This window comes from Foliimonas ilicis (genome assembly GCF_039939195.1).
In the GTDB taxonomy this organism is placed as follows: domain Bacteria; phylum Pseudomonadota; class Alphaproteobacteria; order Rhizobiales; family Rhizobiaceae; genus Foliimonas; species Foliimonas ilicis.
This window is the reverse complement of record NZ_JBDUUH010000008.1, coordinates 91304-106131: the sequence shown is the minus strand read 5'-3', so window position 1 is coordinate 106131 and position 14828 is coordinate 91304. Positions and strand designations below refer to the sequence as shown.

The following is a 14828-nucleotide window of genomic DNA, read 5'->3' as shown; positions in this document are numbered from 1 at the left end:
AAAATCAGATATCGCCTTGCCGGCTCTTGTAGGCTGACCTTATTGGCGAAGGGGATTTTGCTGCACTGCGATGCTCTTGGATACTCATCCTTTCGGGTGAACTCGACCATCAGCCAGCGTCGAAAAGCTGATCGGAGTGGCGACATTCCGGACTTTCCGGGCATGCCATCCAACACCTAATTTCACCGCATGAGATTTGCCTATTTTTGCCTTCCCCATATTGGCGGCACCTATTCGGTTTTCAAACAGCTCCGAAAAGGCCTTGCCCCTCACGGTATAGATGTAACCTGGCTTGGGGCCGGGAGAACGGAAGCGTTCAGCGATCCACTTTGGCGCAGCGAGCTGGAACTCGGAACGTCGATCGATCCCGCCGGTGTGTTGTCACAGAACGAATTGGCCTCGGCACTGATCAACGCTTTGCGCAGTGGCGGCTATGACGGTGTTTTCGTCAATGTGCTTGCCGACCGCGTGCAGACCAATCTCATGCGCTACCTGCCGGAAGATCTACTGCGGGTGATGATCGTGCATAACATCACGCCCGGAACCTATGCCGCGGCCTGCTCGATCCGCGACAATGTTCATGCGACGGTCGGGGTCTCCGAGCGTTGTGCGCAAGATCTCATAACCCGCTTCGGATTTGCGTCCGGCCAGACCGTCGCGATACCGAATGCGGTGGATGTCGAAGCTTACGAGCATATAGAGCGCCAGCCCCGCGAGCGCGGCAAAATGCGAATGGTGTTTCTCGGCCGTGTCGAAGATGCCTCAAAGGGCGTATTCTGGCTGCCGAAACTGCTCGGCAGACTTCCAGGAAACATCACGCTGACCGTCGCCGGGGATGGCCCCGATCTGCCGAAGCTGAAACAGGAAATGCAGCAGCACCGTTCCCGCGTCACCTTTGCAGGACGTGTCGCACCTGAAGACGTTCCGGAATTGCTGGCCGCCCACGATCTGCTCATCATGCCATCGCGTTATGAGGGTTTCGGGATCACGCTGGTCGAGGCGATGGCGGCAGGCTGCGTGCCGGTCGTGTCACGCATTCGCGGTGTCACCGACACGATCGTCGATCACGAAAAAAACGGCCTGCTCTTCACCATGGGAAGCATGGACGAGGCCGCGTCGCAAATTCTTGGACTGTCCAAAAATCCGAAGAAGCTGGATGAAATGGCCAAGGCAGCTCAAATCAAGGCAGCGACGGGATTTTCACTCGAAGCCATGGCAACGCGCTACGCCCACATCATCGGCAAGATCTCGCAGCGCAGGCCCGCAGTCGCGCCGCAATTGCCGCTGGAACAATGGTCGCTACCCGCCGGTCTACGGCCCGGCCTGCGCACCTATCTGCCGCCACGGGTGAAGAACTGGCTACGGCTGGTCAAGGAACGCATCTGATACGCCTTTCGCGTGAACGGCACGTTCTTTTTGGGAGGGCGAAACCACACGCGGAGCACGTAAACTGGCAGGCGAAACAGGTTTGCTCCAATGACCGACACGATCAGTGTTTTCGAGAATTCCGACACGCTTCGCGAAAAGGCCCACAGACTGATACCGGGCGGTGCCCACACCTATGCCAAGGGCGACGACCAGTATCCGGTGCTGGCACCCGGCTTCATCGCGCGCGGTGCTGGCTCGCATGTCTGGGACGTCGATGGAAATGAGTACATCGAATACGGCATGGGCAACCGTGCGGTTGGCTTGGGTCATGCATATCCTTCCGTCGTGAAGGCGACCAGGGAGGCGCTGGAAGGCGGCTGCAATTTCACCCGGCCCGCCGAGATCGAGGTTGCATGTGCGGAAGCATTTCTGGAGACGATCCCGTCTGCCGAGATGGTCAAATTCTGCAAGGACGGATCGGACGCGACATCCGCCGCGATCCGGCTTGCACGCGCCTATACCGGACGCGACCTCGTCGCCTGCTGCGGCGACCATCCGTTCTTTTCGACGGATGATTGGTTCATCGGAACGACACCGGTCAATTCCGGCGTGCCGGAAACCGTGCGCAAGCTGACGCTGACTTTCCGCTACAACGACATCGAAAGTGCCGCCGAGCTTTTCCGGCACAACCCGGGCAAGATCGCCTGCGTCATTCTCGAACCTGCCAAAAACGACGCGCCGCGCAATCACTATCTCCACCAGCTTCGCCAGCTTTGCCACGATAATGGGGCGCTGTTCATTCTGGACGAGATGATCACCGGTTTTCGCTGGCATACGAATGGCGCGCAGGCGCTTTACGAGATCGAGCCGGATCTATCGACATTCGGCAAAGCGCTCGGCAACGGATTTTCGGTTTCCGCACTTGCCGGGAAAACCGAGATCATGCGGCTGGGCGGGCTCGACCACACCGACCGGCCACGCGTGTTCCTGCTTTCCACCACGCATGGCGCGGAAACGCATGGGCTGGCAGCGGCAATCGCCACGATGAAAATCTATCGCACAGAGCCGGTGATCGAGCATCTTTACCGGCAGGGAAAGGCGGTGAAGCTTGGCTTCGAAGAGGCAGTCCGTCGCCACGGTTTGGAGTCTCATGTGAAAGTGCTCGGGCCGGATTGCTGCCTTTCATACGCAACGCTCGACCGCGAAGGTGCCGCATCGCAGGCCTTCCGCACGCTGTTCCTTCAGGAAACGATCAAACGCGGCGTTCTCATGCCGTCGCTCGTCACCAGCTATTCGCACAGCGACGAGGATATTGCCCGCACGGTCGAGGCTGTTGATGGCGCGCTCGGCGTTTATGCCAAGGCGCTTGAGGACGGCACGGAACGCTATCTCGTCGGGCGCCCCTCGCAGGTCGTCTACCGGCGCTTCAACACGAATACGCCTGCGACGCTTGCGTCGGCTGGGTGATCGGGCGTGCGGCATCTGAAAACGGCTTTCATTCTGCTGGCGCTGGCTTTCTTCGCTGGCAGCGCATGGGCCGCAGATGCACCGTTTCCGTTACGTGTTTCCGCTGACGGGCGTCACCTCGAAGACAGTTCCGGCAAGCCATTCCTCATTGTCGGCGATGCCGCGTGGTCGCTGATTGCCGAGTTGAAGCGCGACGAAGTCGACACCTATCTCGACGCGCGCCGCAAGCTTGGTTTCAACACGATCCTCGCCTCGCTGATCGAGCATGAATTCAGCAGCCAGGCACCCGCCGATGCCTCCGGCGAAAAGCCATTCAAGACGGAGGGGAGTTTCGCGGAACCCAATGAGCGTTATTTCGAGAATGCGAAATGGGTGCTGCGCCGCGCGCAGGAAAAGGGTTTTCTCGTTCTGCTTGCGCCCGCCTATCTCGGCGTCAATGGCGGCAGTCAGGGTTGGCAGCAGGAGATGATCGCCACCGGACCCGAAGGGCTGGAGGCGTACGGCCGCTACATAGGCGCGCTTTACAAGGATTTGTCGAACATCATCTGGGTGCATGGCTGCGACAATGACCCTCCCGACAAAAGAATTGTCGAGGCAGTCGTGGAAGGCATCGAACGATCTGCTCACGGCTCACTTCATACCGTCAGTTCCAGTCGCGGCACGGTGATGCTCGACATATGGCCCGATACGGAATGGCTGTCGCTGAACACGGTGTATGTCTACGAGAACATTTATACGGCAGTTGCCACACAATATGAGCGGACGAAGCATTTGCCGGTTCTGTTTTTCGAAGGCCTTTATGAAAACGAAAGAGGCACAAATGCGCAGATGGCCCGTTCGCAAGCCTATGGCGCGATGCTTGCTGGCGCTGCCGGGCAGATATTCGGCAACAATCCGATGTGGCATTTCAGCGGACCGGGCGTCGATCATAGCGATTTGACCTGGCAGGAATCGCTTTCGAGCCCCGGCGCGAAAAGCATGGGGCATCTGCGCGTGCTTCTGGAAAGCTTGCCGTGGTGGCTTATCGCGCCTGATAAAGGCAAGGTTTTGCCTGCGGGCAGTTCTGCGGTTGCGGGAACGGCAAGCGATGGCAGTTTTTCAATCGTCTATTTGTCCGGCCCGGAAGCGGTTGTGGTGAACGGTGCAGTGCTGAAAGGCACGTTAGTCGCAAACTGGCTTGACCCGACGAGCGGTGCCAAGTCCGATGCGAATAGCAATGCCGCCGCGAACGGGCGGTTGCGCTTTACCCCGCCATCTCCCCGCAATGCGGATGGCGATAGCGATTGGATTCTCCTGCTTAAAGCGCAGTCCTAGATCGTTTCACGTCTTACTGAAAACAGCCCCTCACCCTTACCCTCTCCCCGTGAAAACGGGGAGAGGGGGACGTCGACGTTGCGGCCAGTTTCCTTCTCCCCGTACTTCACGGGGAGAAGGTCGCGGCAGCGGGATGAGGGGCGATTCCATCGGAACCAGAAGGACTCTAAGCCTTTTTACGCTGCCGTTTCATCCCATTGGGGTTATCGCGCAAGAGCGCGCCATTCTGTAGCGTCATGGCCAAATCCGAAATTGCGGGAGAGCGCCCCATGAAAGTTCTGCTTACAGGTCATCGCGGCTATATCGGCTCGGTCATGACACCAATCCTGCTTGCCGCAGGCCATGAAGTGCACGGTGTGGACAGCGACCTTTACGAGCGCTGCACCTATGATGCGGGCGGCGAAATCGCTTCTGTTCCAACCATCAAAAAGGATTTGCGCGATCTGGAGCGTTCCGATGTCGATGGCTTCGAAGCAGTGATCCATCTGGCCGCACTTTCCAACGACCCTCTGGGAAACCTCAATCCCGATTTGACCTTCGCGATCAACCACCGCGCCAGCGTAAGGCTGGCAGAGCTTGCGAAGGATGCAGGCGTCGAGCGCTTCCTGTTCGCGTCCTCATGCAGCAATTACGGCATTTCGGGCGCGGAGATGATCGACGAGACGGGTGAACTCAATCCCGTTACCGCCTATGGCCAGTCGAAAGTGTACTCTGAGCGCGACATCGCGAAACTGGCGGACAAGAATTTCTGCCCGACCTATTTCCGCCCGGCCACCGCATACGGGCTTTCGCCGCGCTTGCGCTTCGACATTGTGCTCAACAATCTGGTCGCATGGGCTGCCAGCGAAGGCCGCATCTTCCTGAAATCCGATGGCACGCCATGGCGGCCGATCGTGCATATCGAAGATATTTCGCGCGCCTTCATGGCCGGTCTTGCAGCGCCGAAGGATGCGATCTGGAACGAGGCGTTCAATGTCGGCTCGACCGACCATAATTACCGCATCCGCGATATTGCGCAGATCGTCGCCGATGTTGTTCCGGGTTGCGAACTCGCCTTCGCGGACGACGCTGGGCCGGACAAGCGCTCTTATCGCGTCAGTTTCGAGAAGCTCGCCCGCGTTCTGCCGGATGCAAAGCCGAAATGGGATGCGCGCCAGGGTGCGGAACAGCTTTACGCAGCCTATTTACGCTCGCCGGTCGGTTCTCAGGATTTCGAAGGCCCGAAATATCAGCGCATCGCACATATCCGCTCGCTGATCGGCTCGAAAATTCTCGACGGCGATCTGCGGCATCATGTTGCCCAGCCGCTTTCAAAGGCCAGCTAGCGCGGCAGCGATGAACCATCAGCCCGTGCATCCAATCGACTTCGCGCCCGGTAAAGATCTGGGCGCGGACATATATGCATTGGCTGTAGAAATCTTCCCTATCTGCCGGTCCATCACCGGCGCGGGCGTCGAACAAACGCTCGATATTCTCGAGCGTCGCATTCCGCTAGCGCGCGTACGCATCCCGACCGGCACGCCGCTTTTCGACTGGACCGCGCCGAAGGAATGGATCATCCGCGATGCCTATATCGAGGATGAAAACGGCAAGCGCGTTTTGGATTGGCGCGAATCCAATTTGCATGTGCTGAGCTACAGCGCACCTATCGACCGGCATATGCCGCTCGCCGAGTTGAAGGCGAATATATTCACACTGCCGGACCAGCCCGACCTTATCCCGTATCGCACGTCATACTATGCGGAGCGCTGGGGTTTTTGCATGGAGCAGCGCAGGCTGGATGCCTGGCCCGATGGCATTTACCACGCCGTCATCGATGCTGAGCTGGCGGACGGTCATCTGACCTATGGCGAGTATTTTCATCCCGGTACGAGCGAAGACGAATTCCTGCTCTCAGCGCATATCTGCCACCCATCGCTTGCGAATGACAATTGTTCGGGACTTGCACTGCTGACCATGCTGGCGCGCAATCTGAACAGCCGTAAAACGCGCTACGGCTATCGTTTCGTATTCGCACCGGGAACGATCGGCTCGCTGGCTTGGCTATCGCAGAACGAGGAACGAATCTCTCGGATAAAACACGGTCTCGTTGTCTCCTGCGTGGGCGATGGCGGCGGGCCGAACTACAAGAAAAGCCGTCGCGGCGATGCCATGATCGACCGGGCGATGGCGCATGTTATGGGCCAGACCGGCAAAATTCAGGACTTTTCGCCCTATGGCTATGATGAGCGGCAATATTGCTCGCCGGGCTTCAATCTGCCAGTCGGATTGTTTCAGAGAAGCGCCTTCGGCACCTTCCCGGAATATCATACGTCAGGCGACAATCTGGATTTCATACACCCCGAACATCTGGCGTCGTCCTATGAGACGATCACGGCGGCAATTGACATTGTCGAGGAAAACTGGACGCCGGTGAACCTCTTCCCGAAGGGCGAGCCGCAGCTTGGCCGGCGCGGACTTTATGCATCTCTGGGCGGCGACAAAGCGACCGGCGCGAGCGCCATGGCGATGCTTTGGGTGCTCAATCTGGCAGATGGCGATTACTGCCTGCTCTCGATGGCCGAGCGTTCCGGCCTGCCTTTTGCGGAGCTGGCAGCCGCAGCAAGGCTGTTGCGGGAGCATGGTCTGCTTGCCGAAGCATTTCAGGAAAACGCTGCGAGATAGCCCCATTTCAAATCGCGATCCGATATGACGCTTGGCTGTGCTGGCCACTCTATGCCAATCGCCGGTTCGTCATAACGCATGCCGCTTGCAGCATCCGGCGCATGAAATTCCGAGATCAGGTAGGAGACGAGCGTGTCGTCCTCCAGTGTCTGGAAACCGTGGGCGAAGCCTTTCGGAATGTAGAGCTGGCGCTGGTTTTCAGCGGTCAGTTCCACCGCGAACCAATGATTCCGCGTCGGCGAGCCGGGCCTTATATCAATGGCTACATCCCAGATACTGCCGCGAATGCAGGAGACCAGCTTCACCTCGCTATGCGGCGCATTCTGGAAGTGCAGCCCGCGCAAAGTATGCTTTTTCAGATTGAGCGAATGGCTGTGCTGCACGAAGCGCGTTTCAAGTCCACGTTCGCCAAACTCATTTATGCAGAAAATACGCATGAACGCGCCGCGCTCGTCGCGCACCGGCACAGGCTCGACGATCCAAAGTCCTTTCAACGGTGTCTCTGTGAATTTCATCATTGCCTTCTCGTTTGTGTCGAGTTTTCCACGGAGCGGCGCTGGGGCCAATGGGTATCTAGGGGTAAGCCGCACGCCCGAATGCCTTAGATGCGGCGGGTACTCACGCCCTTTGGGGGATAGCAGCCCGGCTACGCCGCCATGCCCCGTACGGACGGTGCACCATATGGCACCCGCGACACTCTTATTGCCGTATCGGCATGCCCGGCCCGCAAGCTGTAATCTCGGCCAATCACCGACATTGCGGCAAAAGGGATTGGACTATGAATTTCCAGGCGAGCGAGATCAGGAGCGGTACCCACACGACTCCCGAAAGCGACTGCAGGCTTTGCGGCGCGCATCTGCGGCACACCTTCGTCGATCTCGGCATGTCGCCTCCTTGCGAGGACTTTCTGCCAGCCGACCGGCTCGACCAGATGGAGGCTTATTTCCCGCTGCATGTGCTCGTCTGCGACGACTGCTTTCTGGTGCAGCTCAAGGAATATATGAGCCCGGAATCGATCTTCACCGAATACGCTTACTTCTCATCCTATTCGACGAGCTGGGTCGCCCACGCCAAGTCCTACTGCCGGGCGATCACCGACAGGCTGGGCTTGAACGAGAACAGCCTCGCGGTCGAACTGGCCAGTAATGACGGCTATCTGCTGCAGCATTTTCTACCGCTTGGAATTCCGGTTCTGGGCATCGAGCCAGCAGCAAACGTCGCCGCCGCCGCTATCGAAAAAGGCGTGCCGACGATGATTGAGTTCTTCGGCCGGAATTATGCGGAGCAGTTGGTTTCCGAAGGAAAACAGGCTGATTTGATTATCGGCAACAATGTGCTGGCGCAGGTGCCGGACCTCAACGATTTCGTCGCTGGAATGCAGGTGCTGCTGAAGCCGGAAGGCGTCATCACGCTGGAATTTCCGCATATCGAAAAGCTGATCGCGGAAAACCAGTTCGACACGATCTATCACGAGCATTTTTCCTACTTCTCGTTGATAACGATCGAGAAAATGGCATTCCGCCATGGATTGAAGGTGATCGACGTTCAGGAACTGCCGACCCATGGCGGCTCGCTGCGTGTCTATCTGGCTCACGAACACAGCAGCCATAAGATCGGTAAGGCGGTGCCCGCCCTTCTCGAACGCGAACACCGGCATGGCCTGACCGTCGTTTCGACATACACGGCTTTCGGCGAGCGTGCGCGGCGCGCCAAGCGCGACCTTCTCGCATTTCTCATTGCCGCGAAAAACGAAGGCAAGACGATCTGCGGATATGGTGCGCCCGGCAAGGGCAACACGCTTTTGAACTATTGCGGCATCGGCCCGGATTTCCTGGATTTCACGGTCGATCGCAATCCTTACAAGCACGGCCGCTTCACCCCCGGAATGCATATTCCGATCCGGCCGGTCCATGCGCTCGATGAAGCCAAGCCCCATTACATTCTGATCCTGCCATGGAATCTGAAGGACGAAATCGTGGAGCAGATGCATCACGTCGCCGCTTGGGGTGCCAAGTTCGTCGTTCCGATCCCGTTTGTAACAATCATCGATCCTGCGGAGTTGCAGCCATGAAAGTCGTCCTCTTCTGCGGCGGTTTGGGCACGCGTATTCGCGACTATTCCGAAAGCGTTCCAAAACCCATGATCCCGCTCGGCCACCAGCCGATCCTGCGCCACGTCATGCAATATTACAGTGATTACGGACACGAGGATTTCGTGCTTTGCCTTGGCTACAAGGCCAATGTCGTCAAGGAATTCTTCCTCAACAGCCGCCCGCAAACCTTCGCCGATTGCATCGTTTCGGCAGGCGGTCGCGACATTCAATTGCTGGAGGAAAGCCGCGAGGAATGGCGTGTCACGCTGATCGACACCGGCATCTGGCGCAATATCGGCGAGCGCCTTTGGGCGGCCAAGGAGCATGTGAAAAACGAGGAGATGTTCCTCGCCAATTACAGCGACGGCCTGACCAATGTCGACCTGACCGACATGATTGAGCGCTTCAAGCAAAGCGGAAAGATCGCCTGTTTCCTGGCCGTTCGCCCGCCGCTTACCTACCATCTTGCACATATTGCCGATGACGGGCGCGTGCGCGAATTCCGCACATCCGATACGTCCGATATCTGGATCAATGGCGGCTACTTCCTCTTCCGTCCGGAAATCTACGACTACATGCGCGAAGGCGAAGAACTCGTTCTCGAGCCATTTGCTCGGCTCATCGCAGAAGACAAGCTGATGGCCTACAAGCATGAAGGCTTCTGGCGCTCGATGGATACGCTGAAGGACTGGCAGGCGCTGGAAGATATGGTCGAAAAGGGCGATATGCCCTGGCACAAGCAGTCGTCGCGGCCTGCCATCCAAAGAGATGCCATAGCTTTGTGATGAGAAGCCTGCGTCTAGCCTTGCCCGGAGAAAGCCTGTCGGTGCTGTTCATCGGCGCGCATTCCGACGACATAGAGATCGGTGCCGGTGGCACAATATTATCGCTGATCGATTCCGGCGTAAAATTGAATGCGCTTTGGTGCGTGCTGAGCAGCGGCGGGCAGCGGGCGTATGAGGCACGGGCGTCTGCCGAGGCTTTTCTCAAAGGCGCGGACAAATCGACGATCGAACTCGCGGATTTCGACGACAGCTACTTTCCCACCCAAAACAGGTCGATCAAGCAAAAGCTGATCGACATCCGCGCGCGTTTCAATCCCGATGTCATTTTCACGCATTCGCGCGAGGATTCCCATCAGGACCATCGCGAGGTCAACCAGCTCACCTGGAACGTTTTCCGCGATCACCTGATCTTCGAATATGAAATTCCCAAATGGGACGGCGACCTCGGCCCGCGCAATGCCTATTTTCCACTGACTGCAAGCCAGGCAGACAAGAAGGCATCGTTACTGCTCGAACATTTCGGCACGCAGCGTTCCAAGGACTGGTTCGACGCCGAAACCTTTCTCGGTCTCTCCCGCCTTCGCGGAATGGAATGCCGCGCGCCGGAGCGCCACGCCGAAGCGTTTACTCTACGCAAGGCGAGTTTCTAATTCGCAATTCCAAATTTCACCGACAGCCGAATTGCTTAGTCCGCTACCACAAGGATCAGGTGGCGCAATGTGACGCCGCATCACAAACTCGCAAGCGGCTGGGGGACAAAATGTGGAGGCGATTTAGCGATCCATTGTGCGTTCTTGAGGCCCAAGGCACTCGCATAACGGTGTTGCTCGCGCATGCGTCAAAGGTTCAAAATCATGTCTGGGACTGCGAGATCCTCGGGGCTTGCCGCATTGGCAATCTGCGAAAGCATACTCCTCTCCCTGAGGGAAAACGGAATTCTGTCCTCGATGGAGATTGAAGACTCACTTTCCGACGCCGTTAAAACCCTTCAGAAAAAGGGTATCGCCAACAATGACGACGAAGCCCTCATGGCCTCCGAACTGGTGGCCGCGATCCGCGACGGAAAAGACGGGCTACGCGACTAGATTCGCGGCGTGATCAAGCCTCCAAATCGATTCCTTCGGAGTAGTCGCATACCTCTTGAGGCTTCGCCCCTCACCTCAATGTCCGAATCCATACATTGGCTCGCGGCGGCTAGAATCAAAGCTCGAAATTCTATTCGCAACAGATGCAGGTACATGCATCGCGCGAAAAACCGGGGCGTCCTGCAATGCCACTTCATATCGCGATCGGGTTCTTCGGAATGTTCACCATGACCGTGTTGATGGTCGTCATTTTCCGAAGATTTGCCTTCGTTCTGGGTCTTGTCGATGCGCCCGACCATCGCAAGGTGCATGATGGGCTGGTGCCGCTTTGCGGTGGCCTGGCGATATTCGGTGCCTTTGCGCTCTACGATACGGCGATCGACTACAATTATGGCATCCAATGGTATCTCGCCGTCGCACTGATCATGCTGGTCGGTACGGGCTTTGCCGATGACCGCTGGCGGCTGCCGGTCGCGCCGCGCTTGGCGGTGCAAATCTGTGCCGCCGCGATACTGGTTTTCAATATACCAGACCTGCTTTCGAGCGCTTCCTATCTTCTCGATACCGGCCAAATTCCTGCGATCGGCTGGCTACTGCCTGCTTTGGCCATCGTCTTCGTGGTCGGGCTTATCAACGCAACAAACATGATCGACGGCGCAGACGGGCTTGCGGGCGGCATCGCCGCATCGAGCCTCTTCTGGCTTGCGCTCATCGCAACACATACGGGTCGACTGGACCTGGCCGAATTCGCCATGGTGATGCTGGCCGGCGTACTCGGGTTCCTCACCTTCAACATGCGCCACAAATGGCGCAACCGCGCTTCGGTCTTCATGGGCGATGCAGGCAGCACCGCCCTCGGCGCGACCATCGCCTATCTGGTGATCGACCTTGCCAGCGGGCCGAACCCGGTGCCGCTGCCCATTCTGCTCTGGACGATCATTCTACCGATCACCGACATGGCCAGCCTGATGGTCAGGCGCAGGGCCGCGGGACGCAGCCCGATGACGGCGGATCGCTGGCATTTCCATCACCTTCTCATCGACCGGGGGCTGTCACATACAGCGACATCCGGACTGATGATACTATTCTGCACCGTTTGCGGCTTCATTGGCTGGCTGGGCGTCGTGTTAGGCATTTCACCGATAACGCTGACCGCCGCGCTGGTCGTGCCGGTGGTTTTGCATACGCTTCTTGTCGCGGCGATGAATGAAGAGAGCCGTCAGTTCAAAGTACCGTCTCCGATAGCCACCGCATCCGGTGAGACACAGTCCAAATCCCTCGATCCCGCGGTGCCTCAATGAGCATTTCCACCCTCATCATGACCTGGAACGAGGAGGCGAATCTGCCTGCCTGCCTCGCCTCGCTTTCATGGTGCGACGACATTGTGATCCTCGATTCCTTCAGCACCGACCGAACCGTCGAAATCGCCAGGGCGGCAGGCGCGCGCGTCTATCAGCATGTGCATGAGAGCGAGGTCCAGCAGCGCAATTACGGGCTGAAGCAGATTCAGTTCAAGCACAAATGGGTCTACACGCCGGACGCCGATGAAATCACGCCGGACGATCTGCGCGACGAAATGCTGCGCATAGCCAACGACCCATCACGTCCCGAAGTGTTTTTCAAAGCACGCTACAAGAACATGTTCATGGGGCAGTGGATCCGGCGCTCCAGCCTTTATCCGACCTGGATTACGCGTCTGGTACGCCCCGACAAGGTGAGCTTTGAGCGCTCCGTGCATTCGCGTTGCATCGGCGACGGTCCGAATGGCGAATTGCAGGCGCATTTCATCCATTACAGCTTCAACAAAGGCATGGCCGCCTGGTTCGACAAGCACAATCGCTATTCGAGCACTGAGGCCGATCTCGCCCAGCAGCGCGCCGAACCGCGCAAACTGGAATGGTCGCATCTCATTAGTTCCGACCCCGGCACGAGACGGCGCTTCCTGAAGGAATTGTCATATCGCGCACCGTGCAGGCCAATCTTGCGATTTCTCTATATGTACCTGTTCCGGGGCGGCTTTCTCGACGGTTGGGCTGGCTATGCCTATTGCCGCCTGATTGCTTCCTACGAATTCATGATCGTCATCAAAACTGCGGAGCTTCAGCGCCGAAGGCAGGGATTGTCAGTGTGAACATCCGTGCCGACCGCAGGCCATTCAAGCGTAGCGCGGCGTCCTATGCGGTTCTGGGCGTGTCTTTCATCGTGCTTTTAATCGCGGCGGCAAGCATGGCCTATTTTGCGGCGATCATTCTGGCAGACCCTTTGCTGACCGTGCGCGACGACGTTCAGAAGGCCGACGCAATGGTCGTGCTGGGAGGCGATGGGCCAACGCGCGCCACAAGGGCCGCCGAACTCTGGAATGAAGGCGTCGCACCTGCAGTCGTCATCGCGGGCGATGGAGACTGCACATATATTGCCGACCAGATGGTAAGCGATGGCGTGGATCGTGCGCAGATCTCGCTCGATTGCCTTTCCCGCGACACCTGGGAAAACGCGAAAAACGCCATCGATATTCTCGAAAAAATGGGCGTGAAACATGCCGTCGTGGTGACGAACTGGTTTCATTCCAGGCGCGCGCTCGACACGTTCCGCTATCTGGAACCTTCCATCGAATGGTCGTCGCTTCCAGCCGAGCCGCCGACAGACATATGGGCCATCGTTTTCGGGCCGTACGGACCGGCAATCGCCAAGGAATATGTCAAATCCATCGCCTATGGGCTGCAACGCGCGGCCGGTGAATTGTTCTACGCAAGCGGCGTCGAGAATGTAAGGAAAGCGTTCTCATGAACTCAAGCCTCACCCTCATTTTCTGCGGGATCGTGCTCTGGTTTCTGGTTTCGGGCATGATGCGGCCGGATCGCGTCTACCAGTTTCCATTTCTGGCTGGCGTTATCACCTTCGCGTTCATTCTGCCGCAATTGCCAGGCGTCTCGACCGATCCATTCATGCCGGACGGTGCCTATGTGAAGACGATGATCATGGGAATCCTCTGTCTTCTGATGCTGCGCCTCGGCTGGTCGGAAAAGGCCAAACCGTTCGAATTTCTCAACGTGACCTTGGATGAACGCAAGCTGCTCATGGTCGCCGGGTTTTTCTCGATCATCGGTGCCTATTTCTACCTGCAGCTAAGCCGCCTTCCCGGCGAATTGACGGTCGGCGTCCAGCAAAGCGGCGTGTCGGTCATGTATCTGTTCTTCGCCCGGCTGCTTACTTACGGCTTGGTGATTTCGTCGCTGTGTTTTGCGCGGCGTCGTTCGCTACCGGCGTTGGCGATCATCCTGTTCGACCTGATCTTCTATTTCGACCGCATCATCATCACAGGCAAGCGCGCCGAAGCAATCGAACTGATCCTGATCCTCGTCCTGCCTTACTGGTTCATGCATCGCTGGGCCGTACCCCGCATCGCAGTGATTGCCGGACTTGTGGTCGGAACGGTGGCTATGGTCAGCATGGGCGATTATCGCGAAATCACACGCGCGCATCCGCAGGAGAACTGGAACGCAATCGCCGACATCGACTTTGAAGGAAACTTCAAGCGCACACTTGAAAATGGCGGCGAGGAAATGCGCAACGCCGTTCTGCGCATCAACCAGACGGACCGGACACTGAAATTCGACTACGGCAAATTCCACTGGAACCGCATCGTCTTCAACTATGTGCCCGCCCAGCTCGTGGGCGCGGAACTCAAACAATCGCTGCTGTTTACCCTGCCGACCGTCGGACGCGGCTACACGCCATCGACGGGCTCGACGGAAACCGGCATGGCCGATGCTTTCCAGTCGTTCTGGTATTTCGGCGCGTTCAAATTCCTGCTTCTGTCATGGCTGATGGTACGCATCTGGAATGCGGCTATGGCGGGGATGGCCGCCGGCCAGATCATCTACATATTGTCGATCGTTCCAGCGATGCACGCGATCTCTCATCAGACCGATTGGGTGGTGACGATCTGGGTGCACATCGCGCTGTTTCTGGCACCGGCTCTGGTCTACGCGATGGCATCCAGGCAGCAGGTCGCAAGCGTCAACATGATGCGATTGCAACCCGCGTGATTGT

General features: G+C 57.8%; 14 protein-coding genes. 13 read left to right on the top strand and 1 reads right to left on the bottom strand.

Annotated features, from left to right (window positions below; all coding sequences use genetic code 11):
- Window positions 1–189 precede the first annotated feature (189 nt).
- The 5 genes from ABFT80_RS17750 (at window position 190) to ABFT80_RS17730 (ending at window position 6813) form a co-directional block, all read left to right on the top strand.
- Window positions 190–1386 (top strand): glycosyltransferase family 4 protein, encoded by a 1197-nt coding sequence (locus ABFT80_RS17750; protein WP_347973258.1) that lies wholly within the window; start codon window positions 190–192, stop codon window positions 1384–1386.
- 90 nt (window positions 1387–1476) lie between these two features.
- Window positions 1477–2835, top strand: coding sequence for a glutamate-1-semialdehyde 2,1-aminomutase (locus tag ABFT80_RS17745; RefSeq protein WP_347973257.1), 1359 nt, complete (start codon window positions 1477–1479; stop codon window positions 2833–2835).
- A gap of 6 nt (window positions 2836–2841) precedes the next feature.
- A complete protein-coding gene (locus tag ABFT80_RS17740) occupies window positions 2842–4149 on the top strand; it encodes an apiosidase-like domain-containing protein (RefSeq protein WP_347973256.1) in 1308 nt (435 codons plus the stop codon).
- 269 nt (window positions 4150–4418) lie between these two features.
- Window positions 4419–5474 (top strand): NAD-dependent epimerase/dehydratase family protein, encoded by a 1056-nt coding sequence (locus ABFT80_RS17735; protein ID WP_347973255.1) that lies wholly within the window; start codon window positions 4419–4421, stop codon window positions 5472–5474.
- 10 nt (window positions 5475–5484) lie between these two features.
- Entirely contained in the window at window positions 5485–6813 is a 1329-nt protein-coding gene (locus ABFT80_RS17730) for a DUF4910 domain-containing protein (protein ID WP_347973254.1), read from the top strand.
- Here ABFT80_RS17730 and rfbC read toward each other — a convergent pair.
- Window positions 6792–7328: a dTDP-4-dehydrorhamnose 3,5-epimerase gene (gene rfbC, locus ABFT80_RS17725; protein WP_347973380.1), complete on the bottom strand. Its 537-nt coding sequence runs from the start codon at window positions 7326–7328 to the stop codon at window positions 6792–6794. The genes ABFT80_RS17730 and rfbC overlap by 22 nt on opposite strands.
- Window positions 7329–7591: 263 nt before the next feature.
- Here rfbC and ABFT80_RS17720 point away from each other — a divergent pair, with 263 nt between their 5' ends.
- The 8 genes from ABFT80_RS17720 (at window position 7592) to ABFT80_RS17685 (ending at window position 14824) form a co-directional block, all read left to right on the top strand.
- Window positions 7592–8884 (top strand): class I SAM-dependent methyltransferase, encoded by a 1293-nt coding sequence (locus tag ABFT80_RS17720; RefSeq protein ID WP_347973253.1) that lies wholly within the window; start codon window positions 7592–7594, stop codon window positions 8882–8884.
- Window positions 8881–9690 (top strand): glucose-1-phosphate cytidylyltransferase, encoded by an 810-nt coding sequence (locus ABFT80_RS17715; protein WP_347973252.1) that lies wholly within the window; start codon window positions 8881–8883, stop codon window positions 9688–9690. Before ABFT80_RS17720 ends, ABFT80_RS17715 begins: the two co-directional genes overlap by 4 nt.
- A complete protein-coding gene (locus ABFT80_RS17710; protein WP_347973251.1) occupies window positions 9690–10340 on the top strand; it encodes a PIG-L deacetylase family protein in 651 nt (216 codons plus the stop codon). The genes ABFT80_RS17715 and ABFT80_RS17710 overlap by 1 nt, the downstream gene beginning before the upstream one ends.
- A 297-nt stretch (window positions 10341–10637) precedes the next feature.
- Window positions 10638–10775: a hypothetical protein gene (locus ABFT80_RS17705; RefSeq protein ID WP_347973250.1), complete on the top strand. Its 138-nt coding sequence runs from the start codon at window positions 10638–10640 to the stop codon at window positions 10773–10775.
- 185 nt (window positions 10776–10960) lie between these two features.
- Entirely contained in the window at window positions 10961–12076 is a 1116-nt protein-coding gene (locus ABFT80_RS17700; protein WP_347973249.1) for an MraY family glycosyltransferase, read from the top strand.
- Window positions 12073–12906, top strand: coding sequence for a glycosyltransferase family 2 protein (locus tag ABFT80_RS17695; protein WP_347973248.1), 834 nt, complete (start codon window positions 12073–12075; stop codon window positions 12904–12906). Before ABFT80_RS17700 ends, ABFT80_RS17695 begins: the two co-directional genes overlap by 4 nt.
- A complete protein-coding gene (locus ABFT80_RS17690) occupies window positions 12903–13562 on the top strand; it encodes a YdcF family protein (RefSeq protein ID WP_347973247.1) in 660 nt (219 codons plus the stop codon). Before ABFT80_RS17695 ends, ABFT80_RS17690 begins: the two co-directional genes overlap by 4 nt.
- Window positions 13559–14824 carry a hypothetical protein gene (locus tag ABFT80_RS17685; RefSeq protein ID WP_347973246.1) on the top strand — a complete coding sequence of 422 codons (1266 nt, stop codon included), beginning with the start codon at window positions 13559–13561 and terminating at the stop codon, window positions 14822–14824. The genes ABFT80_RS17690 and ABFT80_RS17685 overlap by 4 nt, the downstream gene beginning before the upstream one ends.
- Window positions 14825–14828: the final 4 nt, after the last annotated feature.

Excerpts from the sequence above, each read along its gene's own strand:
- ABFT80_RS17750 (WP_347973258.1), top strand. The coding sequence starts at position 190 with ATGAGATTTGCCTATTTTTGCCTTCCCCATATTGGCGGCACCTATTCG.
- ABFT80_RS17745 (WP_347973257.1), top strand. The coding sequence starts at position 1,477 with ATGACCGACACGATCAGTGTTTTCGAGAATTCCGACACGCTTCGCGAA.
- ABFT80_RS17735 (WP_347973255.1), top strand. The coding sequence starts at position 4,419 with ATGAAAGTTCTGCTTACAGGTCATCGCGGCTATATCGGCTCGGTCATG.
- ABFT80_RS17730 (WP_347973254.1), top strand. The coding sequence starts at position 5,485 with ATGAACCATCAGCCCGTGCATCCAATCGACTTCGCGCCCGGTAAAGAT.
- rfbC (WP_347973380.1), bottom strand. The coding sequence starts at position 7,328 with ATGAAATTCACAGAGACACCGTTGAAAGGACTTTGGATCGTCGAGCCT.
- ABFT80_RS17720 (WP_347973253.1), top strand. The coding sequence starts at position 7,592 with ATGAATTTCCAGGCGAGCGAGATCAGGAGCGGTACCCACACGACTCCC.
- ABFT80_RS17715 (WP_347973252.1), top strand. The coding sequence starts at position 8,881 with ATGAAAGTCGTCCTCTTCTGCGGCGGTTTGGGCACGCGTATTCGCGAC.
- ABFT80_RS17710 (WP_347973251.1), top strand. The coding sequence starts at position 9,690 with ATGAGAAGCCTGCGTCTAGCCTTGCCCGGAGAAAGCCTGTCGGTGCTG.
- ABFT80_RS17705 (WP_347973250.1), top strand. The coding sequence starts at position 10,638 with ATGGAGATTGAAGACTCACTTTCCGACGCCGTTAAAACCCTTCAGAAA.
- ABFT80_RS17700 (WP_347973249.1), top strand. The coding sequence starts at position 10,961 with ATGCCACTTCATATCGCGATCGGGTTCTTCGGAATGTTCACCATGACC.
- ABFT80_RS17695 (WP_347973248.1), top strand. The coding sequence starts at position 12,073 with ATGAGCATTTCCACCCTCATCATGACCTGGAACGAGGAGGCGAATCTG.
- ABFT80_RS17685 (WP_347973246.1), top strand. The coding sequence starts at position 13,559 with ATGAACTCAAGCCTCACCCTCATTTTCTGCGGGATCGTGCTCTGGTTT.